This is a genomic window from Meridianimarinicoccus marinus (genome assembly GCF_040689105.1).
Classification (GTDB): Bacteria; Pseudomonadota; Alphaproteobacteria; order Rhodobacterales; family Rhodobacteraceae; genus Meridianimarinicoccus; species Meridianimarinicoccus marinus.
Genome location: NZ_JBFBVU010000008.1, coordinates 29,423 through 47,034 on the forward strand (window position 1 = coordinate 29,423; position 17,612 = coordinate 47,034).

Below are 17,612 nucleotides of genomic sequence, written 5' to 3' on the forward strand. Positions count from 1 at the left end.
CCGCTCCGCACGAGGCCCTTTCATGAGCACCCAGACCGAAACCATCCGCCGTATCACCGTGCCGCAAATTGCCCGGCGCAAGGGCGGCACCCCGATCGTGTCGCTGACCTCATATCATGCGCATACGGCGGCCATCGTCGACAAATACGCCGATTTCATCCTTGTGGGCGACAGCCTGGGAATGGTCATGCACGGCATGGACAGCACCGTCGGCGTGCCGCTGGACCTGATGATCATGCACGGGCAAGCGGTTGTGCGCGGCACCAAGAAGGCGCTGATCGTGGTCGACATGCCCTTCGGCACTTACGAGGAAAGCCCCAACATGGCTTTCCGCAACGCCGCCAAGATCATGAAGGAAACCCATTGCGGCGCGGTCAAGCTGGAAGGCGGCGCGCGCATGGCCGAAACCATCCGCTTCCTGACCCAACGCGGCATCCCGGTGATGGCCCATATCGGCCTGACCCCGCAAAGCAGCCACGTCATGGGAGGTTTCAAGACCCAGGGCCGCGACGAGGACAGCTGGCCCCTGCACGAGGCCGACGCCAAGGCCGTAGCCGAGGCCGGGGCTTTCGCCGTGGTGCTGGAAGGCATGGTCGAACCGCTGGCCGCCAGGATCACCAAGCAGATCGACATTCCCACCATCGGCATCGGCGCCAGTGCCGACTGCGACGGCCAGATCCTGGTGCTGGAAGACATGCTGGGCATGAACCCCTGGACCCCGAAATTCGTCAAGGTCTATGGCACGCTGGGCCCGATGATCGAAAAAGCGGTCAGCGACTACGCCACCGAGGTCAAGGACCGCAGCTTCCCCTCGGAGGACGAGGTCTACCGCTAGGCCCGGCCTCAGACGAAATCGAAATCGCTGCTGGTCAGATCCGTGGCCAGCACATCCGCCAGCGTGATCTTGTCCGGTCCACCCGCTGCCAGACGGATCACCGTATGCGCCCCCGATTGCATGAACGTCAGATCGGAAATATCCGCAACGCCGGTGTGGAAGCGGAAGTCCAGCCGATCCACGCCGTCTGTGTAGTCCTTGACCACGTCGCGCCCGAAGCCTGCCTTCCAGACGAAAGTGTCGACCCCGGCGCCGCCGAGGTAAAAGTCGCCGCCGTCGCCGCCGTCGAAATAGTCGTTCCCCACCGATCCGATCAGCGCGTCGGCGCCATCGCCGCCGAACAGGCGGTCATCGTCGGCCCCGCCATACAGCACGTCGCCTGCCGAACCGCCCGCCAGGACGTCATTGCCGGCCGATCCGACCAGCGTGATCGCGGTGGCCAGCCCGTTGGCCTCGATATTGTCGTCACCTGTCAGCCCGTTCACCCGCTCGACCCCGGTCCAGCCGCCGATGGACAGGATGATGCCATTGGTGTCGGTGACCACCGCCTTGTCGAACCCCGCACCGCCGTCAAAGACGTAATCCCCCGGCTCGCCGATATAGAGCACATCGTTGCCCGCGCCGCCGTCGAACACATCGTCGCCGGTGCCGCCCAGCAGAATGTCGTTGCCGCCGCCGCCGTTCAGCGTGTCGTTGCCATCGCCGCCGATCAGCACGTCGTTGCCGCTGCCACCGCTCAGGATGTCATTGCCGGAATCGCCGAACAGCAACAGCGCGTCGGTCTGCCCCGACCCGTTGATCCGGTCGTTGCCGGTAAACCCGTTGATCCGCTCGACCCCGCTCCACCCGGCCAGCGAGACAGTGACGCCCGAGGCGTTATTGGTCTGGGCCTTGTCATAGCCCCGGGTGCCGCTGTCCTGAATGGTGTCGCCCCCGTCGAAAACATAGAAATCCGACTGCTCGCCGCCGTCCATCCAGTCGGCCCCGGAATCGCCGAACAGTGAGTCGGTGGAGTCGCCGCCAAACAGCATGTCATCCTGGCTGCCGCCGAACAGCTGATCGTTGCCAAAGCCGCCGCGCAATTCGTCCTGACCGGCGCGGCCGAACAGTGTCAGCCGTGAAAAGGCCTTTGACCCGTCCAGCGTGTCGTCGCCGCCCGCGCCTTCGACCTCCTCGATCGCGGCCCATGTGGTCAGATCCACGTCAAAGCCTGTACCGACAATGATCGCAACCCGATCATACCCGTCGCCGCCATCGACCTTGTCGCCCGTGCTGTCCACGACAAGGAAGTCATCGCCGCCGCCGCCGCGCATGTCGTCGTCGCCAACACCGCCGTCCAGATGGTCGGTGCCCAGATCCCCGATCAGGATGTCATTGCCGGCCATCCCGTTGAGCGTATCGTGGTTCAGCCCGCCGCGGATGAAGTCATCGCCGGAGGTCGCGGTCTCCTGTAGAACTTCCACATGGCTGCTGCTGCTGATGACCTCGATGTTGGTGAAATCACCCCGGAAGCTCTGGATCTGCTTTTCAAAGGACACCAGGTACTGGGTGCCCGTGGGCACCACGCGGGACAGGTCGTCGGCACTGTTGGCATAGGCCGCGTCGGTTTCCAGCACCGCGCGGGGCGACAGCCCGCCGCGCGCCTCGTGGGTGCCGGTGTCGGACCAGACCGGGACGTCGATCTCGAAATCGGCGATGTAGAAGCCGCCCGCCATGTCATAGCGCACCAGCCCCAGTTCGACGGTCTGCTCGACCTCGCTGACCGAGCCGTCGGAGTTGGTGATGTCCAGCAGCCGGGTGCCCAACTCGCCGAAATCCAGCGTGTCGGTGCCGCTGCCGCCATCGATGGACAGCGCGCCCGCACCGATGAAGAAGGTGTCGTTGCCGGCCCCGCCCCGCGCGGTGTCGTTGCCCTCCAGCCCGAAAAAGTCGTCGCCGCCGCGCCCGTCCAACGTGTCCGCCCCGGCGCCGCCGCGCAGGGTGTTGCTGCCGCCGTCGCCCAGGATCGTGTCAGCGCCCACCCCGCCGACGACATTTTCGATCCCGTCCAGGGTTTCCGTAACATCCCGGTTGGCCGTGGTATCGGTGACTGTCGCAAGGGGAGAGGCCCGCATGGTGCTGACCAGGTTCTGACCTGCCGTGCCGGATTCGGAAGGCACGATACGCACGGTCCGGGTTGCGACCAGCGTGCCATGCTGAAGAAGCAAGTTGCTGAATGCCGGCCAGATCGTCGGGCTGGAAATATGGATGTCCACCGCCGCGACGCTGTTGTGCACAACGGCCGTGCCCGCCTGCAGATCCACGGTCACATTGCTGAATTCCGACACCTCAAGGGCCCCGCCATTGGCACCGGGCGCCGCCGACGCGTACGAGGCCGTGTCTCGCCCCGTCCCGCCGTACAGCATGTCGGCACCGGTGCCGCCGTGCAGCAAGTCATCGCCGTCGCCACCTGCCAGAATGTCGTTGCCCGCGCCGCCATAAAGCAGGTCGTCGCCCGACGATTGGTCAAGGTACACCGGCCCGAAGGCCGCCCCTTTCGACACGCTCAACTGCGTATCCGCCGTGCCGCCCACCATATGCAACTTCAGGTCAGGCTCATTGGCGGCGGTGATGGCCGTCGGATCCGCCGTGATCTGGGTGGCCGCGCGGGCCACGTCCCAGACCCGGATCTCCTCGATCACACCATCGAAGGACTGTTTGCTGGTGTCCGAGAATCGCCCGATGAAAATCTCGGCCGGGTCGTCGCGCGGGGCGCCCTGAAGATTGACAAGCTTGTCGACGGATACCCCGTCCACGAACAGCTCGAAGGTTTGGGCCACCTCATCATAGACCCCCGCCATGTGATGCGTCTGACCATCGGCGACCGCCCCGCCCGAGATGGCGTAGAAGCCCCCGGTGTCACGGTCAAAGCGGGTATGACCATCGCCGTTGCGCACCGCCAGCGAAAAGGTCTGCAACCCGCCGATCGGGCGCGAGATCAGGCGGTTATAGTCGGAATCCACATCCGTGGTCTGGAACCAGGCCTCGATGGTCCAGCTGCCGTTCAGCGGCAATTTCGAGGCGCTCGACGTGGTCTTGTAATAGCTTGCAATATCCGGGGCGTTGCGGGCGCCCATGATGCCTTCCAGCACATCGTTGCCGCCGGCCCCAATCAGCTTGTCGCCCAGATGCCCGCCCGACAGGGTGTCGCCATGCAGGTCCGAACCGATCAGCACCTCGATATTGCGCAGGGTGGTGACCTTCGAGGAATCCCCGGCATAGGTAATCTGCTGCGCCAGCAGATTGACGGTCAGCCCCTCCAGCGGATTGCTGTCGAAGGCCGACACGATATCGGTGCCTTCGCCGCCGTCGATGATTCCATTCACCCGGTTCACCTGAAACATGTCGGTGCCAGTTCCGCCCGAGGCATTGATGAACCGGGTGGCTCCGCCATTGCCGCGCAGCGCGAAACTGTCGTCGCCGTCGCCGCCGTCCAGTTCGGCGTTATAGGCCACCGCGAAGTGATCGTTGCCCGCCTCGCCATGGGCTTCGTAGAAATGGCCGTTGTTGGGGGTCGCACCCCGCATGTGAAAGCTGAAATCGTCGTCGCCCTCGCCGCCATGCACCACCACCGCGGCCTCGTCGCGGATGCCGGACCGCGAGATGTCGAAACTGTCATCAAAGTCGCTGCCGAAAATGGTGCCGAAGCCCTGGACCGAGCCAGCACCGGGGTTCGAGGCCCCGCTGGCCGATTTGATTTCCACGGTATCGGTGGCCAGGAAGGCCTGGATCTTGCGGCTGGTGGCGCCGATATCCTCGACATGCCAGCGCAGATCGTCGACGGATTCCAGGTACAGCGTGTCCTCGCTGTCGCCGATGTAGCCCGCCCCGCCGGTGCCCGCATAGACGGTGTCGATGCCGTCGCCGGTCCGAATGGTGCCGCGCGCGCCTTCGGCGTAAATCACGTCATCGCCGCCCGCCCCGTCCAGCGAATGGGCCGCCATGGCCCCGGTGCCGCCGTGGATCACGTCGTTGAAATCGGACCCGACGTAGCTTTCGATGCTCTGGGTGTATTCGGTGACAAGAACCGTGGTCAGATCGGCGGCCATCCGTTCGACCTTGCCCTGCCCCGCGTAGATTCGCACCGGGCCCGAGCCTTGCTGCACCTCGGCCTTGTCGTCGGGATTGAAGCCGGTGTTGCCGGTCAGCCAGGAATGGTTCAGCGGCCCGTTCGACTGCGTGGGATTGGTGAACGAATAGTCCAGCGTGTCGGTGCCGTCGCCGCCGTCATAGCGTTGCGCGGCCGAGGTGTCGGCATCGCCGACCACCAGATAGTCATTGTCGTCGCCGCCGAACAACTGGTCGATGCCCGGCCCGCCGATCAGGATGTCCCGGCCATCGCCGCCACTGATGGCGTCATTGCCGCCGCGCCCGTCGATCAGGTCGTCCGAGAAGCCGCCGGTCAGACCGTTGCCGTTGGCATCGCCGAACAGCAAAGAATTGGTGGCATCCTCGGCCACCACGTTCTCGATGCTGGTCAGGGTGGCGATCTGGCGGCCGGTCAGGCGGAAGCTGCCTGCGGCCAGATCGACCTCGATATCATGGCCGCCGCCGACGCCATCGTCGTAATAGCTGAAGGTGTCGATGCCCGCGCCGCCGTCGATGGTGTCATCGCCGCCGCCGCCGGTAAAACTGTCGTTGCCCGCGCCGCCCGACAGGGTGTCGTCGCCCGCGCCGCCCGCGATCACATCGTCGCCCAGACTGCCGGTCATGGTGACGCCTGTGGTCGACCCCGGCGTATCGGCGAACAGGAAGGACGGGTCATAGCTGCCGTCGGGGTTCTGCACCGGCGCCGGCGCGGTGAAACTGGTCCCCGGCGCCACCCGCTGCTGGTTCTTCAGCAGCACATCCACATCGACAACCCGATTTCGGAACTCAAGACTTTCGATGTCGTAAAGCGTGTCGCGCCCGTCCAGCGACACCCCGGCAATGGGCGAGATATGTTCCACCACCACCGGCGCGTTCTCGCTTTCTCGCGACACCACGTATTGGGTGATATCCCCGAAGTAAAAGGCCGTATCCATGGCCCCGGTGCCGCCGCGCAGGGTGTCGTCACCCTGCCCGCCGGCGAAATAATCGTCCTCTCCATCGACGCCGATCAACTCGTCTTCCCCGGCGCCGCCGATCAGCATGTTCTCGCCGCCAAGCGCGGTGATGATGTTGTCATGCTGGTCGCCGATCATCACGATGTCATGGATCAGCGCGGTCAGATCGTTGTCGCCGTCCGAACCGGTCAGCGGCGGCTGCGAAGTGTTGGCCCCCGGCAGATGCGGCGGGATTTCCAGCGCCACGCCATAGCCGCCGGCACTTAGCCCGGCATCGGCGATCAGCGTCTTGGCGCCGTTCAGCAGGAACTCCTGCAACTTGTCCTTCAGCTCGCCCTCGACCCAGGCGACGATGCCCAGAGGATCGGGCACATCCAGCGTGCCGCCGCCCGATTGCTCCACCGGGTAGGTCTTGGTGTTCAGGTCAAAGTCGGTCAGGGTCGTCACCGCCAGATCGAACGCCCCGTCCAGATGGTCAAGGATCGACAGTGACGGCAGCAGGCGTTCCACCTGTGCCTTGGCCTTGTCGATGATGTCGTCGATGCCGATGGCTTCCTGGATCTTGTTGATGACCGGATCGATGGTCAGCGACGCCAGAAAGTCCACCGCCGCCAGCAGCGGCTCGATCGGCTCCAGCAGCTTGTAGACCTCGTTCAGCGGCTTGCTGAAATTGTCCAGCAGACTGGTCACCTTGCGCACCGCTGCATCCAGATCAATGATCGGCTGGAAATCGCCTTCCGGCACATCGGCCGAGAAACTGTCCAGCAGCGCCTTGGCATTGTCATACTGCTGGTTGATCTCGCCCAGCAGGGCGGCAGGGGTTTCCACCAGCGTTCCGGTCCACTGGATCGGCGTGGCGTTGAAGGCGGCGGCCTGACCGACCACCTCGCGCACCTGTCCGAAGCTGGATTTCTGCGCCCCCAACTCGCCCTCGACCGCCGCCAGCCGGGCGTCGAAATCCATCACCTTGCTGTTGACACTGTCCAGCGTGGTCTTGATCGGGCTCTTTTCCAGCTTCTTGACCACGCTGTCGACGCGGGCCTCGAACTGTTTGGTCTTGGTCTCGATGACCTCCAGCATTTCGTCGGCGGTCTTGGCGATGGTTTTCAGCGCCCCGGCCTTGCCCATCAGGCGCACGATGACCCGCAGCTTGCCGATGTCGTCGCCGAAGGAGTCCAGTTCGTCCCGCAGGGCCACGACCTTCTCGATGGCCCGGTCGAACACGTCCAGCGCGTCGATGACCTTGGCGGTTTCGGTCCGCATCTCGCCGACGTTGTTCAGGCTGGTCTGCAAGCCGCTGTCATAATCTTCAATGGCGGTGACGGCGTTGGAAAGATCAAGCAGCGGCGGCGTGCTCATGGCAAACTCCCGGTCGAAAGACACATCTGGAATGAAGCCATGTTAACCCTTTATCCTTCCTCGGCGTAATGAATTCGGAATAATCGTGCGCAGGCATTCCCGGCTTGCGCCGCGACACAGACGAAAAACCCCCGCAAACGGCGTTGCGGGGGTGAGATTTCCAACCGGGTTTGTGCGGCCTCAGGGCAGGCGCACGGCCCCGTCCAGACGCAGGGTTTCGCCGTTCATATAGGTGTTCCGGATCAGGAACAGCACCGCGTCGGCGAACTCGGACGGCTTGCCCAGACGCTTGGGAAACACCACGTCCTTGGCCAGTTGCGCGCAGACTTCCTCGCCCAGTTCTTCGGCCATGGGGGTCAGGAACAGCCCCGGCGCGATGGCGTTGACGCGGATGCCGTTGCGGGCCAGATCGCGCGCCACCGGCAGGCTGGTCGCGGCGATGCCGCCTTTCGAGGCCGCATAGGCCGCCTGCCCGCGCTGCCCGTCGAACGCCGCAACCGAAGCGGTGTTGACGATCACCCCGCGTTCGCCATCCAAGCCGGGGGCGGCCTCGGCCATGCGCGCCGCCACCAGCCGCAGCACGTTGAAGGTGCCCTTCAGGTTCACGTCAATCACCTTGGCGTAGGCGTCCAGCGGATGCGGCCCGGCCTTTCCCAATGTGGTCTTGGCCAGCACGATGCCGGCGCAATTCACCGCCGCACCGGGGATGCCGAAAGCGGCCTCGACCGCGCGCAAGGCCTCGGCCACGCTGGCCGCGTCACTCACATCCACCGAGCGGAACATGGTTGCCGCGCCCAGGTCCGACACCAGAGCCGCGCCGCGTTCGGCGTTCAGATCGAAGATCGCCACGCGCGCGCCTTGCGCCACCAGCGCCCGTACGGTGGCTTCGCCCAGCCCCGATGCCCCGCCCGTGACAATCGCCGTCAATCCGTTCAGATCCATTCTCGCCTCCTCGCTGTTGGCACCCTTCTAGGCCCCGGCGCCGGGATCCGACAAGCGGGGCATCCGCGACGAAACGACCGTTCAATTAAAAGGCGCGCCGGTCAAGCGCGCCCTTTCCTGCGGAGCAGTTGCCGTCGGATCAGGAGCGGCCCTTCCACGGCACCAGATAATTCTCGGCCCGGCGCATCAGGATGTCGATGCTGTAGCCGATGATGCCGATCAGGACGATGCCCATGATGACGATATCGGTCAGCTGGAACTTCGAGGCCGCGATGATCATCATGCCTGCGCCTTTCTGCGCCGCCACCAGTTCAGCCGCGACCACGGTGCCCCAGCAGACGCCCATGGCCACCCGTGCCCCGGTGAAGATCTCGGGCAGCGAGTTGGGCACGATCACGAAGCGCAGTATCTGGAACTTGCTGGCCCCCAGCGAATAGGCGGCATGCACCTTCGAGATGTTGACCCCCGACACCCCGGCCCGCGCCGCGATGGTCATGATCCACAGCGCCGCCAGAAACAGCAGCACGATCTTGCCGGTTTCCCAGATGCCGAACCAGATGATGACCAGCGGGATCAGCGCCAGCGGCGGCACCGGGCGCATGAATTCGACGATGGGATCGAACCAGCCGCGAAACCAGCCCGACAACCCCATGGCATAGCCCAGCGGTATGCCCACCAGAGAGCCCAGCACGAAGCCCAGGATCACCCGGAACAGGGACCAGCCCAGATGCTCCCACAGGGTGAAGTTCTGATAGCCGTCGCTGGCGATCTCGAAGAAGCGTTTGACCACGGCTTCCGGCGCCGGCATCCAGATCGGCTCCATCTGCAGACCCTTCTCGGGCGTGAAGTTGAGCGAGCCTTTGGCGGTCATCGACACCTCGCCATTGGCCACCTTCACCACCTCGCCGGGGGCAATGGGCTGGCTGTCGATCGAGATGATGGCATAGCCGTCCTCGTCCTGCCCCTCGTCGTTGCGATGCGCCCCCAGAAGCGAGCTGCGCCAGGCGCCCATCGCGGTGGAATAGTTCTTGGCGAAGCCGTCGCCGGGATCGATCTCGGGCGCGTCGTGGGATTCCGACACGTCATGCACAAGCACCGTGACGGTGGCGGCATCGGTCTGGCCCTGCGCGTTACGCGCCGTGTAGGTGAAACTGGTTTCGCCCTTGAACGGCCCCGGCACATGGAACGGCACCAGCTTCGATCCGGTGAACGCGCCCCAGATCAGGAAGATCACCAGCACCGAGATGATCGAGGCCGCCCGGTCGGGCCGCACCGCACTTTCATCGCCAAAGGTCACGGTCTTGAGCGAGGTGAAATCGTTTTTCGGCGTGGTGATCCGGCGCACCGCCCCCACCAAAAGCGCCGCGCCCACGAACAGCCCGATGTAAAGCGCCAGGACCATCATGCGACATTCTCCGTCCGGCCCATGATTTCCTCTTCCATCTCCCAGATCATCGACAGGATCTCATCGCGGGTTTCGGCGAAACCTTCGCTTTTCTTGACCTCGCGCAGGTCCATGTTGACGCCCCGGTCGGCAAACGGCAGACGATATTCCTTGTGGATGCGGCCCGGACGCGGCGCCATGACGATCAGGCGTTCGCCCAGCAACAGCGCCTCTTCGACCGAATGGGTGATCAGGATCACGGTCTTGCCGCTTTCTTTCCACAGCTTCAGCACCAGCGCCTGCATCTTCTCGCGGGTCAGCGCGTCCAGCGCGCCTAGCGGTTCGTCCATCAGGATCACATCGGGATCATTGGCCAGACAGCGGGCCAGCGCCACGCGCTGCTGCATCCCGCCCGACAGCTCATAGACCGCCTTTTCCTTGAAATCGCTCAGCCCCACGGTGTTCAGCAGGTGATCGACGATCTTGCGGGTCTCGCCCGACGGCATCCCCTTCATGCGCGGGCCGAAGCCCACGTTCTCGCGCACGCTCATCCATTCGAACAGGGCGCCCTTCTGGAACACCATGCCGCGCTCGGCGTCGGGGCCATGCACCGTGTGCCCGTTCAGCACCACCCGCCCCTCGGTGGCCGCCAGAAATCCGGCGACGATGTTCAAAAGCGTGGTCTTGCCGCAACCCGACGGACCCAGAACCGACAGGATCTCGCCCTCCTGGATATCGAGCGACACATCCTTCAGCGCCTGAACATGCGTGCCGTTGGGCAGATCGAACCGCATGGATATCTTTTCAATGGACAGGCCGGTCATGGCTGAACCTCCGCGCGCGGGTTTCGGGACCGGGGCAGGCGCAACCCGCCCCGGAGTCTGTCGGCAGATGCGGCGCGCCTACATTTCAGAGGCCGCCTGCAGCGGCGCGCTGTTGACCGCGCTCTCATAGCTGTCGCGGGCGGACGGGATCGAGCCCGCATCCCTGAACACCTGCGCCACGCCCAGCATGAACGCCTGCACGTTGCCACCCAGCCACGTGCTGCTGAGCTGATCCTCGACCGAGGGGAAGGAGAAGCCCTTGACGTATTCGCGGGTCGCTTCCAGCTCCATGCCGGCGTCTTCGGCCATGGCGGTCAGATAGGCTTCGGTATCCTCGCCCGCGTTCCACGCCGCATTGGCGTCCGCGGTCACCTTCAGGAACTTGGCCAGAAGCTCCTCGTTCTCGGCGGCGAAACTGGCGGGCACCGAGGTCACGTCGAACACCAGGATGCCGACCTCTTCCTTCTCGGCGCCGGTCAGCAGCACGTTGCCATGCTCGGCCATGCGCTGCACCGAGGCGCCGTAGCCGCAGACCATGTCCAGACTGCCCTGCGAGAAGGCGGCGGCGCCTTCGGGCGGCGCCATGTCGACGATTTCCATGGTCGTGATATCGACGCCGAAATGGCTCATCTGTTTCAGGAACCCGTAGTGCGCGGCGGTGCCGATGGGAATACCGACCTTCTTGCCTTCCAGTTCCTTGACGCTGGCCTTGTCAATTTCCAGCGCTTCGGCGACGAAGCAGTTGTCGTTTTCGGAATAGGACACGGCCACATCCACGACCTGAAGATCCTGCCCCGCCGAGGTTGCCACCACGAAGGGCGGCAGGCCCTGGCTGACCGAGATCTGCACATCGCCCGAGGCCATCGCCGCGGACATGGCGGTGCCGGTGTCGAAGGACACCCAGTTGATATCGACGCCCAGGGCCTCTTCGTATTTGCCCATGACCTTGGCGTATTGGAACGGCATCGGCCATTCCAGGAAATAGGCCACGGTCAGGTCCTGGGCCATGGCGGCCTGCGCCCCGGCGGTCATGGCCAGTGCTGCCACCGTTCCTGCAAGTTTCGTCTTCAGCGTCATCTTCCATCTCCGTGTTGCAATCGGCGTGGACCGGTGCGGGCCGACACCCGGACGCGGCGCGGTTGTTCTGTTTTTCCGTCGCTGCGCATTTCGGTCCACCAGATCAGGACCGAGCCTAGGGCGGGCCTTGTCGTGCTGACAACAGGCTTGCCGGTTTGGCCTTACAGAGAATGTCAGACTGGCCCTATTCCGCGCCCGTTCCCTGTGCACTTAGAAAACTTGAACATGGCGCTAGACCGGGTCAGGCTGGCCAGGTCGCGCCATTGGGAAGGAACGCTGGCATGAATCAGAACATCTCTCGCAACGATCTGTCGGATGTGGTCGCCGCAGACCGGGCGCACATGTGGCATCACCTGATGCAGCACAAACCGCTTGAGACCAACGACCCGCGGATCATCGTCGAAGGCCGGGGCCTGAAGGTCTGGGACCAGAACGGCAAGGAGTTCATCGATTCCGTCTCGGGCGGGGTCTGGACGGTGAATGTCGGCTACGGGCGCGAAAGCATCGCCAACGCGGTGCGAGACCAGATCCTGAAGATGAACTTCTGGGGCGGCGCCATGGGCACGGTGCCGGCGGCGCAATTCGCCGAGAAGCTTCTGGACAAGATGCCGGGGATGAGCCGGGTCTATTATTCGAACTCGGGATCCGAGGCCAACGAGAAAGCCTTCAAGATGGTCCGCCAGATCGCTCACAAGCGCCACGGCGGCCGCAAGCACAAGATCCTGTACCGCGAACGCGACTACCACGGCACCACCATCGCCTGCCTGTCGGGCGGCGGCCAACCCGAGCGCAACGCCCAATACGGCCCCTATACGCCGGGTTTCGTCGAGGTGCCGCACTGCCTGGAATACCGCGCACAGTGGGATCTGACCGGCGAGGCCTATGGCCAGCGCGCCGCCGATGCCATCGAGGAGGTGATCCTGCGCGAAGGCCCCGACACCGTCGGTGCCCTGTGCCTGGAACCGGTGACCGCCGGCGGCGGCGTGATCCTGCCCCCGCCGGGCTACTGGCCGCGCGTGCAGGAGATCTGCCGCAAGTACGACATCCTGCTGCACATCGACGAGGTGGTCTGTGGCGTCGGGCGCACCGGCGCCTGGTTCGGCTATCAGAATTACGGCGTCCAGCCCGATTTCGTGACCATGGCCAAGGGCGTGGCCTCGGGCTATGCCGCGATTTCCTGCACCGTGACCACCGAAGCGGTGTTCGAGCAGTTCAAGGATGACGACAGCGATCCGCTGAACTATTTCCGCGACATCTCGACCTTCGGCGGCTGCACCGCCGGGCAGGCGGCGGCCATGGAAAACATGGCGATCATCGAACGCGAAGACCTGCTGGACAACACCAGGGCCATGGGCGCGCGGATGCTGGACAACCTGCGCGCGCTTCAGGACAAGCATGCGGTGATCGGGGACGTGCGCGGCGCGGGGCTGTTCTGCGGCGCCGAGCTGGTCGCGGATCGCGGCACCAAGGAGCCGGTCAGCGAAAAGCAGGTGGGCGCGGTGCTGGCCGACGTGCTGGGCCAGGGCGTCATCATCGGCGCCACCAACCGGTCGCTGCCGGGGTTCAACAACTCGCTGTGCTTCGCCCCGCCGCTGATCGCCACGGCCGATGACATCGACGCCATCACCGGCGCCGTGGACGGGGCCCTGAGCCGGGTTTTCGGCTAGGCGGCCCGCGCGGGGGACAGATCCAGACGGGGGCGGCTCCCGCCCCCTTTTGGCCTGACGGCCGCAAGGCGTTGGGCCGGGCGCCGCGCCTGCGGCGCGGCGCGGTTGCACCCGCTGCCCCCGCACGGAAAAACGGCAACCGCCCGCTTGCGCGCCACATTTCCGGCCCGTCTGTCGATGCCTTGCACATGCCCCCCCGACGGCCTAGGCTTCCTGCGCACCAAAGCCGGGAAGCTCGATGGCCACGATTTCGGAACAGACCTTTTTTCTGGACCCAGATTTCGAAGGCACGCTTCAGCAGCAGCTTCAGCACATGGTCACCTCGGCGATCCTGTCAGGACGGCTGAAACCCGGCGACAAGCTGCCCTCGTCGCGCAAGCTGGCCGCGCATCTGGGCATCTCGCGGATCACCGTGACGCTGGCCTATACCGAGCTTCTGGCCAATGACTATCTGACCTCGCGCGGGCGGTCGGGCTACTACGTGTCGCTGTCGGCGCCGCGCCCGCCGGCCTTCGACCTGACGCGCGGCGGCAGCGAGGACAGCGTGGACTGGTCCCGCGCCCTGGGCCAGAAGTTCTCCACCTACGCCCCCCTGCACCGCCCGCCGGATTGGCGCCGCTATCCCTATCCCTTCATCTACGGCCAGACCGACCCGACCCTGTTCGATCACCGCAACTGGCGGGTCTGCGCCATGCAGGCGCTCGGCCAGCGCGATTTCGAGGCCCTGACGGCGGATTACTATGAACGCGACGACCCCAAGCTGGTGGAGTACATCCTGCGCCACATCCTGCCGCGCCGGGGCATCACCGCGCGCCCCGAGGAAGTGCTGGTCACGCTGGGCGCCCAGAACGCCCTGTGGATCACCGCCCAGATCCTGCTGACCCAGCGCCGTCTCGCCGCCTTCGAAAACCCCTGCTATCCCGGCCTGCGCGAGATCCTGAACCAGACCCGCTGCAAGACGCTGGCGGTGGATGTGGACACAGACGGGCTGGACCCGACCGCCCTGTCGGGCGAGGTCGACGCGGTCTTCACCACCCCCAGCCACCAGTGCCCGACCAATGCCACCCTGCCGCTGGAGCGTCGCAGGGCGCTGCTGGACCGGGCCGAGGCCGATAATTTCCTGGTGGTCGAGGACGACTATGAATTCGAGATGTCCTTCCTCGACACCCCCTCTCCGGCGCTGAAATCGCTGGATCGGCACGGGCGAGTGATCTACATCGGCTCATTCTCGAAATCGCTGTTTCCGGGGTTGCGGCTGGGCTATCTGGTGGGCTCGGAACCCTTCATCCGCGAGGCCCGCGCCCTGCGCGCGCTGGTGCTGCGCCACCCGCCGGGCCACCTGCAACGCACCGCCGCCTATTTCCTGTCGCTGGGCCATTACGACAGCCAGATCAAGCGCATGGGGCTGGCCTATGGCGAACGCCGCGCGGTGATGGATCAGGCGATCCGGGCGCATGGGCTGACCATGGCCGGGGATGCACAATTCGGCGGCTCCAGCTTCTGGATGACCACGCCGCAGGGCGTCAGCAGCAGCGCGCTGGCCGACGCGCTTCTGGACCACGGCGTGCTGATCGAACCGGGGCGCGCTTTCTTTGCCCCCGACGCACCGGACGACCGGCACTACCGGCTGGCCTATTCCTCGATCCCGGCCGATCGCATCGCCGAAGGCATCGCCCGGCTGGCGCAGGCCCTGACCCGCCTGCAGACCGGCCCCGGCCGACCGCACCGTACCCCCGCCCCGATGTCTTTTTGACCAACTCCCGGAGACCCCGCCCATGAGCCGACTGACCGATGTGATCGCCGCCATAGACGCCGCCAATGCCGAAGACCCGAACCAGACCGATGGCCGCCCCGAGGCGCTGGTGTACGGCGAGCGGATGAGCGCGGAACTGGACCGGCTGTTCCCCGACGCCTCAGAGGTGCTGCAACTGGCAGCGCGCGGCCAGCACATCGAACGCTGGACCCTGAAACGGGCGGATTACCCCGAAGGCCGCACCGGCTATCTGACCTGGCGCCGCGATCTGGCCAAGCACCACGGCGCCCGAGTGGCCGGGATGATGCGAGAGGCGGGCTATTCCGATGAAGAAGCCGACACCGCCGCCAGCCTGCTGCGCAAGGAAGGGCTGAAGCGCGACCCGCAGGTGCAGGCGCTGGAAGACGTGATCTGCTTTGTGTTCCTGAAGTGGTATTTCGCGCCCTTCTCGGCCAAGCACCCGCAGAACAAGGTGCACAACATCGTGGTCAAAACCGCCCGCAAGATGTCGGACGATGGCCGCGCCCGCGTGCTGTCGGAATTCGACCTGCCCGAGACGCTGGCCTCGGCATTCCGGATCTGACCGGGGTGGCCCCGGTGCCGCGCCTGCATTGACCCCGCGACAGCCCTGCCCGCAGGGTGGCCTCCCCCAAGGCCCCACCAACTGGACCTAGAGGACCGGTCCGGCTGGCCCTAACCGCCGGGGGCGCTTGGGGCGTAGTTTGCCCCGACGCAATTCGCCGGGGCGCCGGACGCGCACCCGTGACAGGAGATCACCCCCATGAAGATGACCACCGAAGAAGCCTTTGTGAAAACCCTGCAACGGCATGGGATCGAACATGCTTTCGGGATCATCGGCTCGGCGATGATGCCGATCTCGGACCTGTTTCCCAAGGCCGGGATCACCTTCTGGGACTGCGCTCATGAGGGCAGCGGCGGGATGATGGCCGACGGCTACACCCGCACCACCGGCAAGATGTCGATGATGATCGCCCAGAACGGCCCCGGCATCACCAATTTCGTGACCGCCGTGAAAACCGCCTATTGGAACCACACGCCGCTGCTGCTGGTCACTCCGCAGGCGGCCAACAAGACCATCGGCCAGGGCGGTTTTCAGGAAGTCGAACAGATGAAGCTGTTCGAGGACATGGTCGTCTATCAGGAAGAGGTCCGCGACCCGTCCCGCGTGGCCGAGGTTCTGACCCGCGTCATCGCCAAAGCCAAACGCGCCTCGGGGCCCGCACAACTGAACATCCCGCGGGACATGTGGACCCAGGTCATTGACATCACCATCCCCGACCCCATCGAGTTCGAACGCAGCCCCGGCGGCGAAAACTCGGTGGCCAAGGCCGCCCGCCTGCTGTCCGAAGCCCGCAACCCGGTGATCCTGAACGGCGCCGGCGTGGTGCTGGCACAGGGCGGTATCGCCGCCAGCCAGGCGCTGGCCGAACGGCTCGATGCGCCGGTCTGTGTCGGCTACCAGCACAACGATGCCTTTCCGGGCAGCCATCCGCTGTTTGCCGGACCGCTGGGCTACAATGGCTCGAAAGCCGCGATGGAGCTGATCCGCACCGCCGATGTGGTGCTGGCCCTGGGCACCCGGCTGAACCCGTTCTCGACCCTGCCGGGCTATGGCATCGACTACTGGCCCGCCGAGGCGAAGATCATCCAGGTCGACATCAACCCCGACCGCATCGGCCTGACCAAGACCGTCAGCGTCGGCATCGTCGGCGATGCCGCCAAGGTGGCGACCGGCATCCTGAACCGGCTGTCCGACACCGCCGGGGACACCGACCGGGCTGACCGCAAGGCCCGCATCGCGCAGACCAAATCGGCCTGGGCGCAGCAGCTCAGCGCCATGGATCACGAAGACGACGATCCCGGCACCGACTGGAACGCCCGCGCCCGCGCCGACAAGCCCGACTGGCTCAGCCCGCGCCGGGCCTGGCGCGCGATCCAGTCGGCCCTGCCCCGCGATGCGATCATCAGCTCGGACATTGGCAACAATTGCGCCATCGGCAACGCCTACCCGTCGTTCGAAGCGGGCCGCAAATATCTGGCGCCGGGCCTGTTCGGCCCCTGCGGCTACGGCCTGCCCGCGATCATCGGCGCCAAGATCGGCAACCCCGACACCCCGGTGGTGGGCTTCGCCGGGGATGGTGCCTTCGGCATCTCGGTGAACGAGCTGACCGCCATCGGCCGCTCCGAATGGCCCGCCATCACCCAGATCGTCTTCCGCAACTACCAGTGGGGCGCCGAAAAGCGGAATTCCACCCTATGGTTCCATGACAACTTCGTCGGCACCGAGTTGGATGAAAGCGTGAGTTATGCAGGCATCGCGCAGGCCTGCGGCCTGAAAGGCGTCGTCGCCCGCACCATGGAGGAGCTGACCGCCGCGCTGGATCAGGCGATCAAGGACCAGGCCGCCGGCACTACCACGCTGATCGAGGCCATGATCAACCAGGAGCTCGGCGAACCCTTCCGCCGCGACGCCATGAAGACCCCGGTGGAAGTGGCGGGCATCGACCCCGCCGACATGGTGCCGCAAGCCTGATTTTCCGTCAACCTGCCCAATCCCGGACCCGTTTCCGGGATTTTGGCGCAGGGGCGGGAAAATCCTCTCGCCAGTGCAGAAAAATCCGGTCTACACTGGCGTCAGAACCACCCCAGCCCAGGAGACATCCCAG

The 17,612-nt window shown here is 65.2% G+C and carries 10 protein-coding genes; 5 read left to right on the forward strand and 5 right to left on the reverse strand.

Features of this window, described 5'->3' with window-relative positions:
- Window positions 1-22: 22 nt before the first annotated feature.
- On the forward strand, window positions 23-835 hold the full coding sequence (gene panB, locus AB0T83_RS08350) for a 3-methyl-2-oxobutanoate hydroxymethyltransferase (RefSeq protein ID WP_366192571.1): 813 nt from the start codon (window positions 23-25) through the stop codon (window positions 833-835).
- 8 nt (window positions 836-843) lie between these two features.
- Here the strand turns inward: panB and AB0T83_RS08355 are convergent, their stop codons facing one another.
- The 5 genes from AB0T83_RS08355 to AB0T83_RS08375 all read right to left on the reverse strand — a co-directional run bounded on the left by AB0T83_RS08355 (window position 844) and on the right by AB0T83_RS08375 (window position 11,505).
- Window positions 844-7,278: a LamG-like jellyroll fold domain-containing protein gene (locus tag AB0T83_RS08355; RefSeq protein ID WP_366192572.1), complete on the reverse strand. Its 6,435-nt coding sequence runs from the start codon at window positions 7,276-7,278 to the stop codon at window positions 844-846.
- A gap of 180 nt (window positions 7,279-7,458) precedes the next feature.
- Window positions 7,459-8,220, reverse strand: coding sequence for an SDR family NAD(P)-dependent oxidoreductase (locus tag AB0T83_RS08360; protein WP_366192573.1), 762 nt, complete (start codon window positions 8,218-8,220; stop codon window positions 7,459-7,461).
- 139 nt (window positions 8,221-8,359) lie between these two features.
- Entirely contained in the window at window positions 8,360-9,625 is a 1,266-nt protein-coding gene (locus tag AB0T83_RS08365) for an ABC transporter permease subunit (protein ID WP_366192574.1), read from the reverse strand.
- Window positions 9,622-10,428 carry a taurine ABC transporter ATP-binding protein gene (locus tag AB0T83_RS08370; protein WP_366192575.1) on the reverse strand — a complete coding sequence of 269 codons (807 nt, stop codon included), beginning with the start codon at window positions 10,426-10,428 and terminating at the stop codon, window positions 9,622-9,624. Before AB0T83_RS08370 ends, AB0T83_RS08365 begins: the two co-directional genes overlap by 4 nt.
- Before the next feature lie 78 nt (window positions 10,429-10,506).
- Window positions 10,507-11,505: a taurine ABC transporter substrate-binding protein gene (locus tag AB0T83_RS08375; protein WP_366192576.1), complete on the reverse strand. Its 999-nt coding sequence runs from the start codon at window positions 11,503-11,505 to the stop codon at window positions 10,507-10,509.
- A gap of 281 nt (window positions 11,506-11,786) precedes the next feature.
- Here AB0T83_RS08375 and AB0T83_RS08380 point away from each other — a divergent pair, with 281 nt between their 5' ends.
- From AB0T83_RS08380 to xsc, 4 genes are all read left to right on the forward strand, one after another.
- Window positions 11,787-13,172, forward strand: coding sequence for an aminotransferase family protein (locus AB0T83_RS08380; protein ID WP_366192577.1), 1,386 nt, complete (start codon window positions 11,787-11,789; stop codon window positions 13,170-13,172).
- A gap of 238 nt (window positions 13,173-13,410) precedes the next feature.
- Window positions 13,411-14,925 (forward strand): MocR-like pyridoxine biosynthesis transcription factor PdxR, encoded by a 1,515-nt coding sequence (pdxR, locus tag AB0T83_RS08385; RefSeq protein WP_366192578.1) that lies wholly within the window; start codon window positions 13,411-13,413, stop codon window positions 14,923-14,925.
- 22 nt (window positions 14,926-14,947) lie between these two features.
- Window positions 14,948-15,508, forward strand: coding sequence for a DUF4202 domain-containing protein (locus AB0T83_RS08390; RefSeq protein ID WP_366192579.1), 561 nt, complete (start codon window positions 14,948-14,950; stop codon window positions 15,506-15,508).
- Between the two features lie 198 nt (window positions 15,509-15,706).
- Complete coding sequence (gene xsc, locus AB0T83_RS08395) at window positions 15,707-17,479, forward strand: sulfoacetaldehyde acetyltransferase (RefSeq protein WP_366192580.1); 1,773 nt, start codon at window positions 15,707-15,709, stop codon at window positions 17,477-17,479.
- The last annotated feature ends 133 nt before the right edge of the window (window positions 17,480-17,612 follow it).

Coding starts and splice junctions, on each gene's coding strand:
- AB0T83_RS08370 (WP_366192575.1), bottom strand. CDS start 10,428: ATGACCGGCCTGTCCATTGAAAAGATATCCATGCGGTTCGATCTGCCC.
- AB0T83_RS08355 (WP_366192572.1), bottom strand. CDS start 7,278: ATGAGCACGCCGCCGCTGCTTGATCTTTCCAACGCCGTCACCGCCATT.
- AB0T83_RS08365 (WP_366192574.1), bottom strand. CDS start 9,625: ATGATGGTCCTGGCGCTTTACATCGGGCTGTTCGTGGGCGCGGCGCTT.
- xsc (WP_366192580.1), top strand. CDS start 15,707: ATGAAGATGACCACCGAAGAAGCCTTTGTGAAAACCCTGCAACGGCAT.
- AB0T83_RS08360 (WP_366192573.1), bottom strand. CDS start 8,220: ATGGATCTGAACGGATTGACGGCGATTGTCACGGGCGGGGCATCGGGG.
- panB (WP_366192571.1), top strand. CDS start 23: ATGAGCACCCAGACCGAAACCATCCGCCGTATCACCGTGCCGCAAATT.
- AB0T83_RS08380 (WP_366192577.1), top strand. CDS start 11,787: ATGAATCAGAACATCTCTCGCAACGATCTGTCGGATGTGGTCGCCGCA.
- AB0T83_RS08375 (WP_366192576.1), bottom strand. CDS start 11,505: ATGACGCTGAAGACGAAACTTGCAGGAACGGTGGCAGCACTGGCCATG.
- pdxR (WP_366192578.1), top strand. CDS start 13,411: ATGGCCACGATTTCGGAACAGACCTTTTTTCTGGACCCAGATTTCGAA.
- AB0T83_RS08390 (WP_366192579.1), top strand. CDS start 14,948: ATGAGCCGACTGACCGATGTGATCGCCGCCATAGACGCCGCCAATGCC.